Here is a 17197-nt window from a genome sequence, read left to right on the forward strand (position 1 = left end):
CCGTCGTGCGCAGCCGCACATCCTCCATTGAAAGGAGCCTGCGTGCTCCAAGCAAATCGGCCCGCGCGCGACGCCGGTCGCGGGCGGGCCGATCGGGCGGACGATTCGGCGTCAGCCCAGCAGGTCGTGCAGCGTGCGCGCCACCACCTTGGTCGCGCGGCGCAGGTCTTCCAGCACCAAGCGCTCGTCGCTGCGCTTGGCATGCGATTCGAGCACGGTGCGCGGGCCGGCGCCGTAGATCACGCCGGGAATGCCGGCCTCGACGTACAGCCGAACGTCGGTGTACAGCGGCGTGCCCATGGCCTTGATCGGCTCGCCGAAGACCTGGTGGCCGTGCTTCTGGATCGCGTCGACCAGGGGCTTGTTGCCGGGCAGCGGCTTCATCGAGTTGGCCAGCAGGATGCGGCGGATCTCGACCGAGATGCCGGGGCACTGCTCGGCCGCGTCGGCGATCACCTGGCGGATCGTGGCCTCGACCTCCACGGGGTTCTCCTCGGGAATCATGCGGCGGTCGAGCTTGAAGCTCACCTTGCCGGGCACGACATTGGTGTTGGTGCCTCCCTCGATGCGGCCGACGTTGAGGTAGGGGTGCGTGATGCCCTCGACCTTCGACGTGACCTGCTGGTAGAGCTGGTTCTGCGCGTAGAGCGCGTTGAGGATGTGCACCGCGCCCTGCAGCGCATCGACGCCGGTGGTGGGCACCGCGGCATGCGCCATCTTGCCGTGCACCGTCACGTCCATCTGCAGGCAGCCGTTGTGGGCCGTCACCACTTCGTAGCTGAAGCCCGCGGCGATCATCAGGTCGGGCTTGGTCAGCCCGTTCTTCAGCAGCCAGCCCGGGCCGAGGATGCCGCCGAATTCCTCGTCGTAGGTGAAGTGCAGCTCGATGCCGCCCTTGGCCGGCTTGGCCACCGCCTCGAGCGCGCGCAGCGCGAAGGTGAAGGTGGCGAAGTCGCTCTTGCTCACCGCCGCGGCGCGCCCGTAGAGACGGCCGTCCTCGATCTCACCGCCGTAGGGGTCGTGGGTCCAGCCCTCGCCGGGCGGCACGACGTCGCCGTGTGCGTTCAGTGCCACGGTGCGCCCGCCGCCGCCGTACTGGCGGCGCACGATGAGGTTGGTGATCGATTCCAGGCCGTAGTCCTTCACTTCCTGCGCGGGCACCACGTGCTTCTCGGCCGCGAAGCCGTAGGCCTCGAGCAGCTCGGCGGTGCGCTCGGCATGGGGCGCGTTGTTGCCGGGCGGCGTGTCGGTGGGTACGCGCACCAGCTGCTGGAGGAAGCGCACCTCTTCGTCGAAATGGGCGTCGATCCAGGCGTCGATCTTGTCGTAGTCGGTACTCGTGGTCATGTCAGTGCGCCTTTTCAGCAGCGAGGTTGTCGAGCAGGAGCTGGAAGGCTTCCACCGCCAGCTGCATGTCGTTGTTGGTGCTCGATTCGAGCGGGTTGTGACTGATGCCGGAATTGATGCCGCGCACGAAGAGCATGGCCTGGGGCATCACCTCGTGCAGCTTCATCGCGTCGTGGCCGGCGCCGCTGGGCATGCGGAAGAGCGGCACGCCCAGCGTGTCGACTGCCTTCTCCCAGCGCTGCTGCCAGTCGGCCGCGCTCGGTGCGGCGGAGGCGCGCATGCTTTCCTCCAGCGTGTAGCGCACGCCGCGGCGCTCGCAGATGGCCTTCAGCTCGGCGATCACGTCGGCGGCCAGCGCGTCGCGCTGCGGGTTGTTGGGCGCACGCATGTCCAGGCTGAACTTGCAGTGGCCCGGCACCACGTTGATGGAGCCGCTGGGCACTTCCAGCATGCCGACGGTGGCGACCGAGTCGCCGTCTTTGGCGGCACGCTTCTCGGCGAAGAGGATCAGCTCGGCCACCGCGGCGGCGGCGTCGCGGCGGCGGTCCATCGGCGTGGTGCCGGCGTGGCTGGCCATGCCGATCACCTCGCCGACGTAGCGCACGCCGCCGTTGATGGACGTGACGATGCCCAGCGGCAGGTCGAGCTCGTTGAGGACAGGGCCCTGCTCGATGTGGACCTCGACGAAGCCCAGGTACTTCGACGGATCGCGCTGGAGCTTGGGGATGTCCTCCTCCTTCAGGCCGGCGATCTTCCGGGCCTCGCGCATGGTGATACCGTCGGCGTCCTTCTGGTCCAGCCACTTGGGGTCGAAGTGGCCGGTCAGTGCGCCCGAGCCCAGGAAGGTGGCCTTGTAGCGCTGGCCTTCCTCCTCGGCGAAGCCCACCACCTCGAAGGCGTAGGGCAGCCGGCGGTTCTGGCGCTTGAGTTCGCGCACGCAGGCGATGGGCACGAAGATGCCCAGGCGCCCGTCGTACTTGCCGCCGTTGCGCACGGTGTCGTAGTGCGAGCCGGTCAGCAGGGTCTTCGCGTCGGGCGTCGCGCCATCGTAGCGGCCGACCACGTTGCCCACCGCATCGATCTTGACGCTGTCGAAACCGGCGTCGCGCATCCAGCCCGCGATCATCTGCGCGCAGGCGCGGTGTGCCTCGGTCAGGTAGGTGACGGTGAGCTGGCCCTTCTCGGCATAGCCCGGGTCGGTGTGCGTGGCGAGCTGCTCCTGCCAGTCCCACACGTCGTTGCCCAGGGTGGGCGTGACGCCGAACTTGTCGTCCAGCCGGATCTCGGCGATGCGGTGGATGTTGCGCAGCGCCTCGGCGCGCTCGAAGTCCGGATGGTGGTGCACCCGGCGCTCGAAGGTGTCGATGATCTCGCGCTTCGGCAGGCCCGTGCCGCGCGGCCCGCGCACCGCGAGGATGAAGGGGAAGCCGAACTTCGCGTTGTAGTCGGCGTTGAGCTGCTGGATCTTCGCGAACTCGTCGGGCGTGCACTCGGTCAGGCCGGCCTTGCCCTGCTCGTGCGTGGATTCCGCGGTCAGCGTCTTGCTGACCATGGCCTTGCCCGCCAGCTCGGGGTGGGCGCGGATCAGGCCCAGCTGTTCCTCCGCCGAGGCCTGCGCCACCGCCTGCACCAGCGCATGCTTGAGATGCGCCAGCGAACGGAAGGGCCGCGCGGCGGCGGCGCGCTGCGCGATCCAGGGCGAGTGCTCGTAGGTGCCGTCGAGCAGCGCGGCGACCTCGTCGGCCGATGCGGCGTTCAGTTGTTCGATGGTGAGTGCCATGTCAGGCTCCCTTCGTGTCGGAGTAAGGATGGGTCGCCTTCCAGTGGCGCGCGATGTCGAGCCGGCGGCAGACCCACACGCGGTCGTGCTTCGCGACGTGGTCCAGGAAGCGCTGCAGCGCCGCGATGCGGCCGGGGCGTCCAAGCAGGCGGCAGTGCATGCCGATGCTCATCATCTTGGGCGCCTCGTCGCCCTCGGCGTAGAGGGCGTCGAAGCTGTCCTTCATGTACTGGAAGAAGGGGTCGGCATGCGAGTAGCCCTGCGGCAGCGCGAAGCGCATGTCGTTGACGTCCAGCGTGTAGGGCACGATGAGCTGGGGCACCACGCTGCCGTCGGTCTTCTGCACCTTCATCCAGAAGGGCAGGTCGTCGCCGTAGTAGTCGCTGTCGTACTCGAAGCCGCCGTAGTCGGCCACCAGGCGGCGGGTGCGCGGGCTGTCGCGGCCGGTGTACCAGCCCAGGGCGCGCTCGCCCGTCAATTTCTCGATCGCTTCCATGCCCAGGCGCATGTGCTCGCGCTCGCCGGCTTCGTCCATGTTCTGGTAGTGGATCCAGCGCCAGCCGTGGCAGGCGATCTCGTGGCCGAGTTCCTTGAAGGCGGTGGTCAGCTCGGGATGGCGCTCCAGCGCCATCCCGACGCCGAAGACGGTGAGCGGCAGGCCGCGCTTCTCGAACTCGCGCAGGATGCGCCAGACGCCGGCGCGCGAGCCGTATTCGTAGATGCCCTCCATGCTGATGTGCCGATCCGGGTAGCTGGCCGGGTTGAACATCTCGGAGAGGAACTGCTCGGAGCCCGCGTCGCCGTGCAGCACGCAGTTCTCGCCGCCTTCCTCGTAGTTGAGGACGAACTGCACCGCGATGCGCGCGCGGCCGGGCCATTGGGCATGGGGGGGATTGCGCCCGTAGCCGACCAGGTCGCGCGCATAGGGCAGGGTGGAGTCGTAGATGGTGCTCATGGAAGGGCGTGGGTCAGGCGGCCAGTGCGACCGAGATGTCGTGGGTGGGGACCTTGCGGTCGAAAACGAGGTTGGCTTCGACGTTCAGCAGGTGCTCGGTCATCAGTTGCACCGCGCGGTCGGCGTCCTTGGCGGCCAGGGCCTTGACGATGTCGGCGTGCTCGTCGTTCGAGTGCTCCGCGGCGGTCGCGCTCTGGTACATCAGCGTGATCAGCGCGCAGCGGGAGATGAGCTCGCCGAGGATCTGCGCCAGCACCTTGTTGCCCATGAGCTCCGCCATGCGGACGTGGAAGTCGCCCAGCAGCTCGGTGCGATCGGAAATGTCTTCGCCGGAAACGGCGGCCTTTTCCAGCGCCACATGCTCCTTCAGCGCCTTGATCTTGGCGGGCGTGACGGTGCGCACGAACTCGCGCGTCATCTCGGCCTCGAGCATGCGGCGCACCGCGAAGACCTGCTTGGCCTCGTCCACCGCCGGCGCCGCGACGAAGGCGCCGCGGGCGGGCTCCAGGCGGATCAGCTTGTTCTGCGAGAGCTGGAACAAGGCCTGGCGCACCAGCGTGCGCGACACGCCGAAGTGGTCGGCCAGCTTCTGCTCGGCCAGCTTGCTGCCGGGCTGGAGCCTGTGCTCGACGATGGCCTTGGTGAGCGCGTCCACGATGGCGCGGGTGGTGGTCGAATCCATGGTTTCCATGATAGACCCAAAGCCAAGAAGTGTATACACTTTTGTCCACCGGAATTTCCCCAATGCCTTGAAGGAGCATCACCATGGGCTTGAGCACCCACGTCCTGGACACCATGCACGGCGGCCCCGCGGCCGGCATGGACGTCGCGCTTTACACCACCGACGGCCCCGGCGAGGACGCCCGCGCCACGCTGGTGAAGCGCTTCAACCTCAATTCGGATGGCCGCAGCGACGGCCCGCTCTATGGCGACGGCGCGCTGAAGGCCGGCACCTACCGGCTGGTGTTCGACGTCGCGGGCTATTTCAAGTCACGCGGCGTGAAGCTGCCGGAACCGAATTTCCTCAACCGCGTCGCGCTGGATTTCGGCGTGGCGAACCCCGACCAGCACTACCACGTGCCGCTGCTCGTCAGCCCGTGGAGCTACTCGACCTACCGCGGGTCCTGAAACTGAGAGAGCTGTCCCTCGCTGAGCGTATCGAGCTGGAAATGCCCGCCCTTGTCCCACAGCCAGGTGTCGGTCCAGGTCAGCTTGCCGATGCGGCTGGCGGCCGGGTAGGGCGCTGCGGAAAGCACCGTGCGCTCGATCTCGGCGATCACCTCGGGCGCATGCTGGGGTGCGCGCATCCAGTGCATCGAGGTCACGCGGCCATTGGCGTCGAGGTTGACCTGCAGCGTGCCGATCGCATAGAGCAGCGGTGGCAGCTTGCCGGCGTAGATGCGCTGCGCGTTGCGTGCATAGATGTGGCGCGCGGCGTCCTGCCTGTACTCGCGGGGGGTGCCGGCAGCCGAGGGCCGCGGGATGGCGTTGGAGCCTGGTTCGACCTTGGCCTCGCTCAACTGGCCGGGCACGGAGCCCTTCTGTCCGGCCGGGCCGAGGCCGCCACAGCCGACGAGACCGAGGGCCGTGGTCAGGACGGCCGCGAAGGCGCGGCGCAGTGGCGTGGTGGGCAGCGTGAATGTCATGCAGGGATTTATACCGTGCGCGCATGGCCCTTCCGCAACCGGAGGTATCGCAGATGAATGGTCTGGTCGACGACCTGCTCGCGCACCTCGCGCGCGGCGAAGAAGGCGTGCTGGTGAGAGTCGAAAACACACAGGGTTCGGCACCGCGCGAAGCCGGCACCTGGATGGCGGTGTGGGCCGATGGCCTGACGGCCACCATCGGCGGCGGCCAGCTCGAGTTCCAGGCGATCGGCGAGGCGCGAGACTTCCTGGCCGGCCGCACGGACGTCCAGGGCGTGCGGCGTTACCCGCTCGGCCCGAGCCTGGGCCAGTGCTGCGGCGGCGTGGTCTTCCTCTCGTACCGGCGCATCGGGCCGGCGGACGTCAAGGCGCTGCAGGCGGAGCTTCTGGCGCACCTGGAACCGGTGGCCCTTTTCGGCGGCGGCCACGTGGGCGCGGCGCTGGCACGCCTGCTCTCCACGCTGCCCTTCAAGGTGCGCTGGATCGACAGCCGCGACGGCGTGTTCCCCGACGCCTTGCCGGCGCAGATCGAGACCGAGCATTCCGACCCGGTGCAGGACGCGGTCGCCCAGGTCGCCCCCGGCTCGCGCGTACTGATCATGAGCTTCAGCCATGCCGAGGACCTGGACATCGTGATCGCCTGCCTCAAGCGGCTGCGCGCGCGGGGCGACCTGCCCTACGTGGGCCTGATCGGCAGCAAGACCAAGTGGGCCACCTTCCGCCACCGGCTGGAAGCGCGCGGCTTCACGGCCGAGGAGCTGGCGCGCATCACCTGCCCGATCGGCGTGCCCGGCATCACCGGCAAGGAGCCGGAGGTGATCGCCGTGGCGGTAGCGGCACAACTGTTGATGCAATGACGCTCTCCCCCAGGCTCCCCCACTTCGTGTGGTTCGCCAACCCCCTCACCGGGGGCAACACCGGCGGCCCGGCAAAGCCGGTTCCGCGGTGTTCCTGGACCGGAGCTTGCTTGTGGCGGTCGAGGGTTTTCCTGCATGCCATGCGCGAAAAAATTGCTCGAACTCAAGGCAAAAAGTGTATACACTTCAGTCCACAAGCCGCAGCGGAGCGAGGCACCCACAGCCTGCGTTCGCGGCCATTTCCCTGCTTACAGCGCCCGCGGTGGTGAGCAGTCCAAACCAGGGTTAGCACATGGAAAGCTACTACCTCGACTGGGCCAATCTGCTGCTGCGCTGGGTCCACGTCATCACCGCCATCGCATGGATCGGCGCCTCCTTCTACTTCGTGATGCTGGACAACAGCCTCGAGAAGCCGCAGGACCCCGAATCGCTGGACAAGGGCGTCGGCGGCGAGCAGTGGGCGGTGCACGGCGGCGGCTTCTACAACATGCAGAAGTACACGCTGGCGCCCAAGAAGATCCCGGACCACCTGCACTGGTCCTTCTGGGAAAGCTACTCCACCTGGATCAGCGGCTTTGCGCTGTTCACGATGTCCTACCTGTGGAACGCGAGCACCTACCTGATCGACAAGTCGAAGATGGACTGGCAGCCGGGCGCCGCGATCGGCGTGGCGCTGGCCTTCTTCGTCGTGTTCTGGATGGTGTACGACGGCATCTGCCAGATCTTCGGCCGCCGCAAGAACGGCGACACCATCGTCGGCGTGCTGGTGGCGGTCTTCATCGCCTTCGCCACCTGGCTGGCCTGCCAGTGGTTCGCCGGCCGCGCCGCCTTCCTGCTGGTGGGCGCGATGATGGCCACGACGATGAGCGCGAACGTGTTCTTCTGGATCATCCCGGGCCAGCGCAAGAGCGTGAAGGCGCTGCGCGAGGGCAAGCCGGTCGACCCGATCCACGGCCAGCGCGGCAAGCAGCGCAGCGTGCACAACACCTACTTCACGCTGCCGGTGCTGTTCGCGATGCTGAGCAACCACTACAGCTTCACCTACACGCACAAGTACAACTGGCTCGTGCTGCTCTTGATCATGCTCGGCGGCGCGGCGATCCGGCAGTTCTTCGTGGTGCGGCACCGCTTCAAGCTGGGCAACGCCGGCAATCCGCTGCCGTACGCCATGGTCGGCGTGGTGGTGCTGGGCCTGTCGATCATCTGGATGCGCCCCGAGCCGGCCGCCGCGCCGGTGGCCAGCGCCGCCGCTGCGCAGAAGGTGGCCTTCGGCGACGTGAAGAAGGTGCTGGAGCAGCGCTGCTACATGTGCCACGGCGCCCAGGTGCAGATGAAGAACGTGCGGCTGGACACCCCTGACCAGGTCGCCGCCCATGCCCAGGCCGTCTACCAGCAGGCGGTGGTGACGAAGATCATGCCGATGAACAACTCGACCGGCATGACGGATGCCGAGCGGACATTGCTCTCGAAGTGGTTCCAAGAGGGCGCCAAGACGAACTAGCAAGGCCCGGCGCCACGCGGCGCGTGGACAATCGGGCCCCGGAGACTGAAAGCACATGAACGCATCCAAGGTCCTGCCCGATCCGCGCACCGCACCGCGCGATTTCCTCCGATATCTCTACGGCGTCGCGGTCGAGCGCGCGCTGCCGCTGGCCAGCATGGGGCCGCACCTGCCGAAGCCGCCCAAGGGCCGCACGCTGGTGCTCGGCGCTGGCAAGGCCGGCGGCTCGATGGCGCAGGCGCTCGAGGCCCTGTGGCCGGCCGACGCGCCGCTGTCGGGCCTGGTGGTCACGCGCTACGACCACATCCCGCCGCGCCCGGAAGGCCTGGCGAAGCGCATCGAGATCGTGGAAGCAGCGCATCCGGTGCCGGACGAGGCGGGCCTGAAGGCCGCCGAGCGCATCCTCGCGCTCACGCAGGGCCTGACGGCGGACGACCTGGTCCTGTGCCTGATCTCCGGCGGCGGCTCGGCGCTGCTGACGCTGCCGGCCGAAGGGCTGACGCTGGCCGACAAGCAGCGCATCAACAAGCAATTGCTCGAATCGGGCGCGCACATCGGCGAGATGAACTGCGTGCGCAAGCACCTCTCGCGCATCAAGGGCGGCCGGCTCGCGGCCGCCTGCGGGCCGGCGAAGGTGGTGACGCTCACCATCAGCGACGTGCCGGGCGACGACCCGGCCGTGATCGCCAGCGGCCCCACCGTGCCCGATGCCACCACCTGCGCCGACGCGCTGGCGATCCTCGACCGCTACGGGATCGAGGTGCCGGCGCCCGTGCGCGCCGGCCTGGAGAGCGGGGCGCTGGAAACACCCAAGCCCGATGACGCGGTGTTCAAGGGCCACGAGGTGCATCTGATCGCCACCCCGCAGCAGTCGCTCGAGGCCGCGGCCGCGGCGGCGCGCGCGGCGGGCATCGAGGCCCACGTCCTCAGCGACGAGATGGAGGGCGAGTCGCGCGAAGTGGGCAAGGTCCACGGCGCGCTGGCACGTGCCGTCGCGCTGCGCGATGCGCCCTTCGCGAAGCCCTGCGTGATTCTTTCGGGCGGCGAGACCACCGTCACCATCCGCCCCCGGCAGCCTGGCCAGGCCAAGGGGCGGGGCGGGCGCGCGGGCGAGTTCTGCCTGGGCCTGGCGGGTGCGCTGGCCGGGCAGCCCAAGGTGTGGGCACTGGCCGCCGACACGGACGGCATCGACGGCGTCGAGGACAACGCAGGCGCCTTCGTCACGCCCGACACCCTGAAGCGCGCGGAGGCGGCAGGGCGCAAGCTGGCCGACCACCTGGACCGCAACGACGCCTACGGCTACTTCGACGCCATCGGCGACCTGTGCGTGACGGGGCCGACACACACCAACGTCAACGACTTCCGCGCGCTGCTGGTGCTCTCTGGTCTTTGTCCAGAAGACAGTCGATAAACGCACCGAGGACGGCTGGTCGATGCTGCCTGTTTGGGTAATAGAGAAACAACCCGGGGCGCGAAATCGACCAGTCCGCCAGAACTTGGACCAACCGGCCCTGTGCCAGAAGCTCACCCACGCCATCTCGCTCGAAGTGATAGGCAATGCCTAGCCCGTTTAGCGCTGCAGCAACGCCAATGTCTGCGTGATTGGTGACGACGGGGCCGTCCACCGTTACTTCAAGTCGTTGCCCCCTTTTTTCGAATTCCCAGCGATAGTGCCTGCCGTCCATCTGGAGACGCCAGTTGATGCATGCGTGGTTGTGCAAATCGGCGGGTGTCTTGGGTATGCCTCGACCAGCGAGGTAGTCGGGAGACGCCACGGCAACCATGTTCAGGTCTGGCGTGAGGCGCACGGCGATCATGTCCTTCTCAAGCTGGCCACCCACGCGGATGCCCGCGTCAAATCGGCCGACGACGATATCGGCCAGCGCGTCATCGACCACGATGTCGAGCACCACGTCAGGATATGCCTGATGGAAGCGTGAAAGCCTGGGCGCAATGACGGTTCTCGCTGCGATCCCCAACGTGTTGATTCGAAGCGTGCCCGTGGTGTGTCCCGCGGCTTCACTGGCTTCAGCGACTGCAACAGCCATCTCTCGAAACAGCGGGGCTATGCGCCCATAGAGCAGCTCGCCACTCGCCGATGGCGCGACGCTTCGTGTCGTGCGATTCAGAAGGCGTGTGCCGATCCGTCCTTCAAGCTGTCGAATAGTCTGGCTGAGCGCAGAGGGCGACAGGCCCAGATGCTCTGCCGCCCGGGCAAAGCTCTTGCGTTCCACCACCGCGGCGAAGGCCTTCAGTTCAGCGAATTCGGACCCGCGCATTATGTATTCCGTTCTACACAGCCCGTTTAGATTCTAGAGTATTCCCTACATTGATCCCGGCGCGCATCCTAAGGCCATCATCAACCACATGGAGCCATCGACATGGACGCCTTGACCCTTCCCGAGCCAATTGCCGCGTATTTCGCGGCTGAGAACAACCCTGAGGCATTGGCGCATTGCTTCACGGCGCAAGCCGTCTTGAAGGACGACGGCCACACCTACACGGGCATCGCCGCCATCAAGGCGTTCATGGCTGCTGCATCGGCCAAATACAGCGCAACCATCGTGCCTTTCGCGCTGGAGCGGGAGGACGGCTTCCATGCCGTCCGCGCACAGGTGACGGGCAGCTTTCCTGGCAGCCCGATCGATCTGTCTTGTCGCTTTGGACTCGAACGCGGTCTGATTGCATCGCTGGAGATCACTGCATGAGCTTCGATCTCCAACTGAATGGGCAGCGTGCCCTGGTCACGGGCGGCACAAAGGGCTTGGGCGCTGCTCTCGTCACGAGCCTCCAGGATGCCGGAGTACAGGTGATGACGACTGCACGCTCTGCTCCCGAGAAGCCTCTCGAGGGTGTGGCGTATGTCCAGACCGACTTGACGACCGCGGAAGGCGTAGCGCAGCTTGCGCGTGCGGTAACCGAGCGCTGGGGCGGCGTGGACATCTTGATCAATTCCCTCGGAGGCTCGAGCGCACCGGCAGGTGGTTTTGCGGCCCTCAATGACGAGGTGTGGTTCTACGAACTGAACCTGAACTTCATGTCTGCAGTTCGACTCGACCGTGCACTGCTCCCCGCAATGCTGGCAAAGGGCGCAGGCGTCGTCCTGCATGTGACCTCGATCCAGCGTGTGCTTCCGCTTCCCGAGTCGACTACCGCCTACGCCGCGGCGAAGGGTGCGCTCTCGACGTACAGCAAATCCTTGTCGAAGGAAGTCACGCCGAAAGGAGTTCGCGTTCTGCGAGTCTCGCCAGGCTGGATCGAGACTGAAGCTTCGGTTGCATTCGCCGAGCGAATGGCCGCCCAGGCAGGCACAGACTACGAGGGTGGCAAGAAGATTGTCATGGACTGGCTCGGCGGAATTCCGGTCGGTCGGCCCGCCAAGCCGCAGGAGGTCGCAGACCTGATTGCCTTCCTTGTCTCTCCGCGAGCGGCGTCGGTGTCAGGCACCGAACACGTGATCGATGGCGGGACGGTTCCCACGGTTTAAGAATCTTCGCCCTCACCCGCTTGAACCGCTCAATGTCGACGGTCGCGTGCGGGAACCCTTCGGTCAGGGGCCAGGAGTTGCACTGGCCGTGATGTGCCCGAGATGTTCATCGCCGGAAGACCCCGACAGCGCAACCTGGGCGACACATGTTTATTGCGTGGATAGGGATCCTGAAGAAATTAATGGCCGCTTTGATGGCCGAACGACGGCGAGAGGTGCAACGGGTTCGATTTTTTTGCAACCCTATGAAGCGGCTATTTCCATACGATTTCGATCACTCTCTTCAACTTCACAGGACTCTTCAATGAACACCGGAATTCGCAAGTTCATCGTCGCCGCGGCTGCAACTGCCAGCATCATCGGCCCGATTGGTGGCGCGCATGCCCAGCCGATACAGGCCAAGAACGTCGTGCTGGTGCACGGTGCCTTCGCCGATGGCTCGGGGTGGCGCAGTGTCTACAACGAACTGACGGGCCGAGGCTATCGGGTGACCATCGTGCAAAACCCGCTGACATCTCTCGCCGACGATGTCATGGCAACCAAGCGCGCGATCGCCCGCCAGGACGGTCCCACGGTCCTGGTCGGCCACTCATGGGGCGGTACCGTGATCACCGAGGCTGGCGTCGATCCGAAGGTCGTCGGTCTCGTCTATGTCTCCGCCCTATCACCCGACGCCGGCGAGACCACCGCCGAGCAGTACGCCGGTTTCTCGGCCCCCGAGTTCGTCATCGACACGCACGCTGACGGTTTCGGCTTCGTCAACAGGGACAAGTTCAAGATCGGGTTCGCCGGCGATGCCAGCGATGCAGACGCCGCGTTCTTGAGGGACTCACAGGTGCCTATCAACATGTCGGTGTTTGCCACCAAGCTCAATCACGCCGCTTGGCGGACCAAGCCGAGTTGGTCGGTCATTGCAACCGACGACAAGGCCTTCGATGTCCGGATGCTGCACAAGATGGCGAAGCGCATCGGCGCGACGGTCACCGAGGTCAAAGCCAGTCACGCCGTCTTCATGACACAGCCCAAGGCCGTTGCAGACGTGATCGATCGCGCGGCGCGGGAAGCCGAGCCCGCAGGGTCGAAAGCGGCGAATCGCGGCGCAAAGTCACAGTAGTCGCTGACTGGCGGCTGTAGGCTCAGCATTGGCCATCGAGGCCGGACCATTGGACCATTTCAAAAGGCCGTCCAATGCTGGGCAGAGTTCCTGGCCCCACGCCGTCATACCGGTTCTGGCCTTGCCGGCTCGTGGCATGCGCAATCAGACTCTCAAACTTCCGACCGTGATGCGAGAGTTTCCAGGCGATGCGCTTTGCGCAGCGTCATTGGGGAAGGTTAGGACTTGGCCATCACATCTCGCAGCTTCACTTCATCGGATGCGATGGCAGCCAGTTCCAGCAGTGTTCGCTTCTGGCTCTTGTCCAGCTGGCGGGGACGGAAGTCAATGACGCAGATCGACCCAAGGGCAAAACCGTCCGGGTCATAGACCGGCGCGCCTGCATAGAAGCGAAAGTGCGGCGCATCCGCTACTGCAGGGTTGAGGGCGAAGCTGGGATGTTCTTTGAGGTCACGGACTTCAAAGATTCCTTTTTGCAGGACCGTATGGTTGCAGAAGGCCCAACTGCGCGGCGTCTCCACCATGTCCAGACCTTGGCGAGACGAGCCTGCGCCTGACTTGCTGGTGCGTTGGCAACACTCACCAGCCCGGTCTTCGCCAGGCGACCATCGGTCGCGAGATTTATCGACGCGTGGAGAACTACGGCGGCACGCCCGATTCGACACGTCGCGGCGTCGGCGGCCCGGTTCATGTCGCTCCCGCTCGCGCGGCGCAACCGATTGCGAACGCCATGATCTCCGCCGCTGACACGCTGGGCATCCCGACCTTCGACAATCCGAACGGCGCGATGATGGAAGGCCCCGGCGGTGCGGCCCTCAACGACCTGATCGTCAAGGATGATCGACGCAATTCCATCTACCGGGCCTATGTGCATCCTCGTCGTGGGCAGCCCAACCTCATGCAGTCGGGCGTGGGTTCTGAAGATGAACTGAGTCGCCACGGCATTCCGGTGGTCCAGCACCTGCCAGGCGTGGGCGCCAACCATCAGGACCACGTGTCGTTTGCTGTGATCTTCGAGGAACATCCGCTTCGTCCAAGAACTCGGTGCGCAAGCGTCGTTCAAGGGTTTGGTCAAAGGCGAGAGCCTTCCCGGAAAGTTGGACACGAAGGCGCTCGAAAACTACGCACGCAACGCAGCCGTGACCTATTGGCACCAGTGCTGCACGGCCAAAATGGGCCGAGACACGATGCCTGTGGTCGATGCGCAGCTCCGGGTCTATGGAGTGAAGGGCCTGCGTATTGCAGACGCATCCATCATGCCGCACGTGACGAGCGGCAACACGATGGCACCGTGCGTCGTCATCGGCGAGCGCGCAGTCGAGGAGATTCGCGCCAGCCATGGCATCTGAGCATTGTTCGAGATCCCCTCGTTGACCCACATGGCGGGCGGGCATGTTTCGCTGTGCCTTCGACAACCGGCTCACTGCGCGAGGCAGCCCCCGCCGGCCCTTGCCTTCTTCCATCACCAGAATCTTTTCAACACAGGAACCATCAGAATGAACACGACGCAATTCTTCAGCGGTTGCCCTCGCCGGAATGAGGGGAAGGTGTCCGAGGAAGCCGATGCTTGCAGGTTAAAGACATGACAGAGCGAGGTCTGAACGCCTGTGCCGCTGCCTCGGCCTATGGAGTGACGCCGCCGACAGCGCGCAAATGGCCGCAGGCGCCGCTGGCCTGGCCGATGCCTCCAGCCGCCCGGCGTGCTCGCCGCGGGCGATCTCGCCAGCCACGGTGGGAAGGGTTCGGGCCCGTGCGGGCTTGTCGCACCTGAGCGATCTGCAGCCAGCCGAGCCGGTGGTGCGCTATGAGCACGAGGCACCCGGGCAGATGCGGCACATCGACACCAAGAAACTCGGGCGCATCGAGCGGCCCAGCCATCGCGTCACCGGCAACCGGCGCGATTCGCTCGATGGTGCCGGCTGGGAGACGCTGTTCGTGGTCATTGACGATCACGCGCGCATCGCCTTCACGGACGTGTACCCGGACGAGAAGACGCCCCAGGCGGTGCAGTTCCTGCATAACGCGGTGGCCTACTACCGCAGCCTGGGGGTGACGGTTGAGCGGCTGCTGACCGACAACGGCTCGGCCTTCCGCTCCAAGGAGTTCGCCAAGGCGTGCCAGCAGTTGGGCATCCGCCATCGCTTCACGCGGCCGTGCCGGCCGCAGACCAATGGCAAGGCCGAGCGGTTCATCCAATCGGCGCTGCGCGAGTGGGCCGATGGCTTTATCTACCAGAACTCCAGCGAGCGAACCCAAGCCCTCGATCACTGGCTGCACCACAACTGGCATCGCCCACACCAAGGCATCGGAGGCGTCGCTCCCATGACCAGACTCAACAAGTCAAGAAAAAACCTCTTGACGCTTCACAGCTAGTGCGCCGTCGTTCTTGCGGCGGCGGCATCACTCCCTGATGTTCGCCGCCTGCACGATCTTCTGGTTGCGCGCGTACTCCGCCTGCACGAACTTCCCCAGTTCCTCGGCCGAACCGCTGCCCGGCACGGCGCCCTGTTCCTGCAGCTTGGCGCGCACTTCCGGATCTTTCAGCACCGCGTTGAGCTCCTCGTTGAGCCGCTTGACGACCGGCCCCGGTGTCTGTGCCGGCGCAAAGATGCCAGTCCAGCTCACCATCGAATAGCCCTTGAGGCCCGGCATCTCGTCGAAGGCCGGCACCTGGGGCAGGGCCTCCAGCCGCTTGCTGCCGGTCACGCCCAGGGCCTTCAGCCGGCCGCCGTTCACGTGCGGGATGGCGCTGGTGCTGACCAGCATCGCCAGGTCGACCTGGTTGCCGATCACGTCGGTGGCGATCTGCGCCCCGCCGCGATAGGGCACATGGGTCACGAAGATGCCGCTCTTCTCCTTGAGCAGTTCCATCGCGAGCTGCAGCACCGTGCCCACGCCCGAGGTCGCGTAGTTGTACTTGCCGGGCGCTGCCTTGGCGAGCTTGACGAAGTCGGGATAGCTCTGCACGGCCAGGCCGGGGCGCGCCACCAGCACCATCGGCGCGGTGTTGAGCATGCCCACCGGCGCCAGATCCTTCAGCGGATCGAACTTGAAGGCGGCGGGGTTGATCAGCCGGCCGATCGCGATCGCGCTGTCCGGGCCGGCCACCAGCGTGTAGCCGTCCGGCGCCGCGTTCACCGCCTTGGCCACGCCGATGGCGCCGCCGGCGCCGGTCACGTTCTCGATCACCACCGACTGCCTGAGCCGTTCGCCCAGCTTGGTCGCGATCAGGCGGGCGTTGAAGTCCACGCTGCCACCCGCCGAGTAGGGCACGATCAGCGTGATGGGCTTGGCGGCGGGCCAGGCGGCCTGGGCGATGGCGGCACCGGGCAGGGCGGCGGCCAGCAGTGCGGCAAGAAGCAGGGGCTTGAGCTTGGGCATGGTCAGTTTCCGTGAGGGAGGGCGTCGGGGGGCAGCTGGGCGCGCAGCGCGTCGAATTCCTGGCTCCACTGCGCGCGCCATGCACGGCGCGTGCCGTCGTCGATCCAGGCGCCGTCGAGTCCGTTGTGCATGAAGGCGCGCAGGTCGTCCGCGCCGAAGCCGAAGTCCCGCACCATCATGGTCCAGGCCTGGGTGGGCGTGACCTTGTGCAGCGTGGGATCGTCGGTGTTGGGATGGATGCGCAGTCCCAGGCCAGGCATGCGTCGGATCGGGTGATCCAAGGCCCAGCGCTCGGGCGGCAGGGTGCGCAGGTAGTAGGAGTTGGTCGGCACCACGGTGAAGAGCACGCCGCGCTCGGCGCACTCGCGCGCGAAGTCCGGCTGGTCCACCACCGTGTAGCCGTGGTCGATGCGGTCGACCTGCAGCAGGTCGAGCGCGGTGCGCACGTGGGTCCAGGGCATGCCGAACTCGCCGGCATGCGCGGTGGTCTTCAGGCCGGCGCGGCGGGCGTTGCGGTAGGCCTTCAGGAAGAGTTCCGGCGGGCGGTCCACCTCGCGGTAGTCGATGCCGATGCCGATGACTTCCTCGCAGCGGTTCGCCGTCACCCATTCGACCATTTCGACGGCAGCCTCGGGGCTGGCCTCGCGGTCGATCGCCGCGATCAGGCGGCCGGTGATGCCGAAGTCCCGCTCTGCATCGCGGATGGCGCGCACGATCGCTTCCTGCGCCGCGCGGTAGGCGATGCCGGAGGCGTGCGCGGTGCCGGTCGGGTTCCAGAAGAACTCGCTGTAGCGCACGTGGTGGGCGGCGGCATCTTCCAGGTATTCGTAGCTCAGGCGGTGCAGGTCGTCCGGTTCGCGCACCAGTTGCGCGTCCAGCGCGCGGAGCACGCGCAGCACGCCCACCGGCTTCTCTCCGCGCGTGTAGAAGTCCTCGACCTCCTGCTCGGCCAGCGGCGCGCCGGCGCGGCGGTTGAGCGCTGCGAAGGTGTCGTGGCGCACGGTGCCGAACAGGTGGCAGTGCAGCTCGACCTTGGGGATCGCGTGCAGGAAGGCGTCGAGCGGGGTGGGTGCAATTGGCATGCGGGCCAGTCTAGTGAGCGCATGGTCATAAGAAAAGTTTTGAATTT

At 66.3% G+C, this 17197-nt stretch carries 17 protein-coding genes and 1 pseudogene; 9 read left to right on the plus strand and 9 right to left on the minus strand.

Translation table 11 applies throughout. The features are described from left to right. Window positions 1-111 precede the first annotated feature (111 nt). The 4 genes from A8M77_RS20405 to A8M77_RS20420 are packed head-to-tail and all read right to left on the minus strand — an operon-like array spanning window position 112 to window position 4773. Window positions 112-1347 carry a M20 family metallopeptidase gene (locus tag A8M77_RS20405; protein ID WP_086923345.1) on the minus strand — a complete coding sequence of 412 codons (1236 nt, stop codon included), beginning with the start codon at window positions 1345-1347 and terminating at the stop codon, window positions 112-114. A 1-nt stretch (window position 1348) separates the two neighbouring features. Continuing rightward, window positions 1349-3127: a 2-oxo-4-hydroxy-4-carboxy-5-ureidoimidazoline decarboxylase gene (gene uraD, locus A8M77_RS20410; RefSeq protein ID WP_086923346.1), complete on the minus strand. Its 1779-nt coding sequence runs from the start codon at window positions 3125-3127 to the stop codon at window positions 1349-1351. Between the two features lies 1 nt (window position 3128). Beyond that, the gene (puuE, locus tag A8M77_RS20415; RefSeq protein ID WP_086923347.1) at window positions 3129-4082 is read right to left on the minus strand and encodes an allantoinase PuuE; all 954 of its coding nucleotides are present in this window, start codon (window positions 4080-4082) and stop codon (window positions 3129-3131) included. Between the two features lie 13 nt (window positions 4083-4095). Next, a complete protein-coding gene (locus A8M77_RS20420; protein WP_086923348.1) occupies window positions 4096-4773 on the minus strand; it encodes a GntR family transcriptional regulator in 678 nt (225 codons plus the stop codon). Between the two features lie 74 nt (window positions 4774-4847). Between A8M77_RS20420 and uraH the strand changes: the two genes are divergently transcribed. Next, window positions 4848-5210, plus strand: a complete 363-nt coding sequence (gene uraH, locus A8M77_RS20425) for a hydroxyisourate hydrolase (protein ID WP_086923349.1) — start codon at window positions 4848-4850, stop codon at window positions 5208-5210. Here the strand turns inward: uraH and A8M77_RS20430 are convergent. Further along, window positions 5195-5728: a hypothetical protein gene (locus A8M77_RS20430; protein WP_086923350.1), complete on the minus strand. Its 534-nt coding sequence runs from the start codon at window positions 5726-5728 to the stop codon at window positions 5195-5197. The two genes, uraH and A8M77_RS20430, sit on opposite strands and share 16 nt — an antisense overlap. 53 nt (window positions 5729-5781) lie before the next feature. On the opposite strand from A8M77_RS20430, the gene xdhC reads away from it, so the two are divergent. The 3 genes from xdhC to A8M77_RS20445 all read left to right on the plus strand — a co-directional run bounded on the left by xdhC (window position 5782) and on the right by A8M77_RS20445 (window position 9497). After that, window positions 5782-6585, plus strand: a complete 804-nt coding sequence (gene xdhC, locus A8M77_RS20435; RefSeq protein ID WP_086923351.1) for a xanthine dehydrogenase accessory protein XdhC — start codon at window positions 5782-5784, stop codon at window positions 6583-6585. Between the two features lie 292 nt (window positions 6586-6877). Then, window positions 6878-8086 (plus strand): urate hydroxylase PuuD, encoded by a 1209-nt coding sequence (locus A8M77_RS20440; RefSeq protein ID WP_086923352.1) that lies wholly within the window; start codon window positions 6878-6880, stop codon window positions 8084-8086. A 55-nt stretch (window positions 8087-8141) separates the two neighbouring features. Continuing rightward, window positions 8142-9497 (plus strand): glycerate kinase type-2 family protein, encoded by a 1356-nt coding sequence (locus A8M77_RS20445; RefSeq protein ID WP_086923353.1) that lies wholly within the window; start codon window positions 8142-8144, stop codon window positions 9495-9497. Here the strand turns inward: A8M77_RS20445 and A8M77_RS20450 are convergent. Beyond that, the gene (locus A8M77_RS20450) at window positions 9439-10365 is read right to left on the minus strand and encodes a LysR family transcriptional regulator (protein ID WP_086923354.1); all 927 of its coding nucleotides are present in this window, start codon (window positions 10363-10365) and stop codon (window positions 9439-9441) included. The two genes, A8M77_RS20445 and A8M77_RS20450, sit on opposite strands and share 59 nt — an antisense overlap. Window positions 10366-10467: 102 nt before the next feature. Here A8M77_RS20450 and A8M77_RS20455 point away from each other — a divergent pair, with 102 nt between their 5' ends. The 3 genes from A8M77_RS20455 (at window position 10468) to A8M77_RS20465 (ending at window position 12687) form a co-directional block, all read left to right on the plus strand. Then, entirely contained in the window at window positions 10468-10794 is a 327-nt protein-coding gene (locus A8M77_RS20455) for a nuclear transport factor 2 family protein (RefSeq protein ID WP_086923355.1), read from the plus strand. After that, complete coding sequence (locus A8M77_RS20460) at window positions 10791-11573, plus strand: SDR family oxidoreductase (protein WP_086923356.1); 783 nt, start codon at window positions 10791-10793, stop codon at window positions 11571-11573. The genes A8M77_RS20455 and A8M77_RS20460 overlap by 4 nt, the downstream gene beginning before the upstream one ends. Window positions 11574-11877: 304 nt before the next feature. Continuing rightward, on the plus strand, window positions 11878-12687 hold the full coding sequence (locus A8M77_RS20465) for an alpha/beta fold hydrolase (RefSeq protein WP_086923357.1): 810 nt from the start codon (window positions 11878-11880) through the stop codon (window positions 12685-12687). A 218-nt stretch (window positions 12688-12905) separates the two neighbouring features. On the opposite strand, the gene A8M77_RS20470 is transcribed toward A8M77_RS20465, so the two are convergent. Continuing rightward, window positions 12906-13211 carry a GAF domain-containing protein gene (locus tag A8M77_RS20470; RefSeq protein WP_143694682.1) on the minus strand — a complete coding sequence of 102 codons (306 nt, stop codon included), beginning with the start codon at window positions 13209-13211 and terminating at the stop codon, window positions 12906-12908. 573 nt (window positions 13212-13784) lie between these two features. Here A8M77_RS20470 and A8M77_RS36610 point away from each other — a divergent pair. Both A8M77_RS36610 and A8M77_RS20480 read left to right on the plus strand, forming a co-directional pair. After that, on the plus strand, window positions 13785-14036 hold the full coding sequence (locus tag A8M77_RS36610; protein WP_238136897.1) for a GMC oxidoreductase: 252 nt from the start codon (window positions 13785-13787) through the stop codon (window positions 14034-14036). Between the two features lie 233 nt (window positions 14037-14269). Beyond that, window positions 14270-15060, plus strand: a pseudogene (locus A8M77_RS20480) (IS481 family transposase). A gap of 27 nt (window positions 15061-15087) precedes the next feature. Here the strand turns inward: A8M77_RS20480 and A8M77_RS20485 are convergent. Together A8M77_RS20485 and add are read right to left on the minus strand one after the other, a co-directional pair. Continuing rightward, window positions 15088-16068 (minus strand): Bug family tripartite tricarboxylate transporter substrate binding protein, encoded by a 981-nt coding sequence (locus tag A8M77_RS20485; RefSeq protein ID WP_086923358.1) that lies wholly within the window; start codon window positions 16066-16068, stop codon window positions 15088-15090. 2 nt (window positions 16069-16070) lie between these two features. Beyond that, window positions 16071-17150, minus strand: coding sequence for an adenosine deaminase (add, locus tag A8M77_RS20490; RefSeq protein WP_192871646.1), 1080 nt, complete (start codon window positions 17148-17150; stop codon window positions 16071-16073). Between the last annotated feature and the right edge of the window lie 47 nt (window positions 17151-17197).

The sequence above is a fragment of the Variovorax sp. JS1663 genome (assembly GCF_002157355.1).
GTDB lineage: Bacteria > Pseudomonadota > Gammaproteobacteria > Burkholderiales > Burkholderiaceae_C > Variovorax.

Excerpts from the sequence above, each read along its gene's own strand:
- A8M77_RS20405 (WP_086923345.1), bottom strand. The coding sequence starts at position 1,347 with ATGACCACGAGTACCGACTACGACAAGATCGACGCCTGGATCGACGCC.
- uraD (WP_086923346.1), bottom strand. The coding sequence starts at position 3,127 with ATGGCACTCACCATCGAACAACTGAACGCCGCATCGGCCGACGAGGTC.
- puuE (WP_086923347.1), bottom strand. The coding sequence starts at position 4,082 with ATGAGCACCATCTACGACTCCACCCTGCCCTATGCGCGCGACCTGGTC.
- A8M77_RS20420 (WP_086923348.1), bottom strand. The coding sequence starts at position 4,773 with ATGGAAACCATGGATTCGACCACCACCCGCGCCATCGTGGACGCGCTC.
- uraH (WP_086923349.1), top strand. The coding sequence starts at position 4,848 with ATGGGCTTGAGCACCCACGTCCTGGACACCATGCACGGCGGCCCCGCG.
- A8M77_RS20430 (WP_086923350.1), bottom strand. The coding sequence starts at position 5,728 with ATGACATTCACGCTGCCCACCACGCCACTGCGCCGCGCCTTCGCGGCC.
- xdhC (WP_086923351.1), top strand. The coding sequence starts at position 5,782 with ATGAATGGTCTGGTCGACGACCTGCTCGCGCACCTCGCGCGCGGCGAA.
- A8M77_RS20440 (WP_086923352.1), top strand. The coding sequence starts at position 6,878 with ATGGAAAGCTACTACCTCGACTGGGCCAATCTGCTGCTGCGCTGGGTC.
- A8M77_RS20445 (WP_086923353.1), top strand. The coding sequence starts at position 8,142 with ATGAACGCATCCAAGGTCCTGCCCGATCCGCGCACCGCACCGCGCGAT.
- A8M77_RS20450 (WP_086923354.1), bottom strand. The coding sequence starts at position 10,365 with ATGCGCGGGTCCGAATTCGCTGAACTGAAGGCCTTCGCCGCGGTGGTG.
- A8M77_RS20455 (WP_086923355.1), top strand. The coding sequence starts at position 10,468 with ATGGACGCCTTGACCCTTCCCGAGCCAATTGCCGCGTATTTCGCGGCT.
- A8M77_RS20460 (WP_086923356.1), top strand. The coding sequence starts at position 10,791 with ATGAGCTTCGATCTCCAACTGAATGGGCAGCGTGCCCTGGTCACGGGC.
- A8M77_RS20465 (WP_086923357.1), top strand. The coding sequence starts at position 11,878 with ATGAACACCGGAATTCGCAAGTTCATCGTCGCCGCGGCTGCAACTGCC.
- A8M77_RS20470 (WP_143694682.1), bottom strand. The coding sequence starts at position 13,211 with ATGGTGGAGACGCCGCGCAGTTGGGCCTTCTGCAACCATACGGTCCTG.
- A8M77_RS20485 (WP_086923358.1), bottom strand. The coding sequence starts at position 16,068 with ATGCCCAAGCTCAAGCCCCTGCTTCTTGCCGCACTGCTGGCCGCCGCC.
- add (WP_192871646.1), bottom strand. The coding sequence starts at position 17,150 with ATGCCAATTGCACCCACCCCGCTCGACGCCTTCCTGCACGCGATCCCC.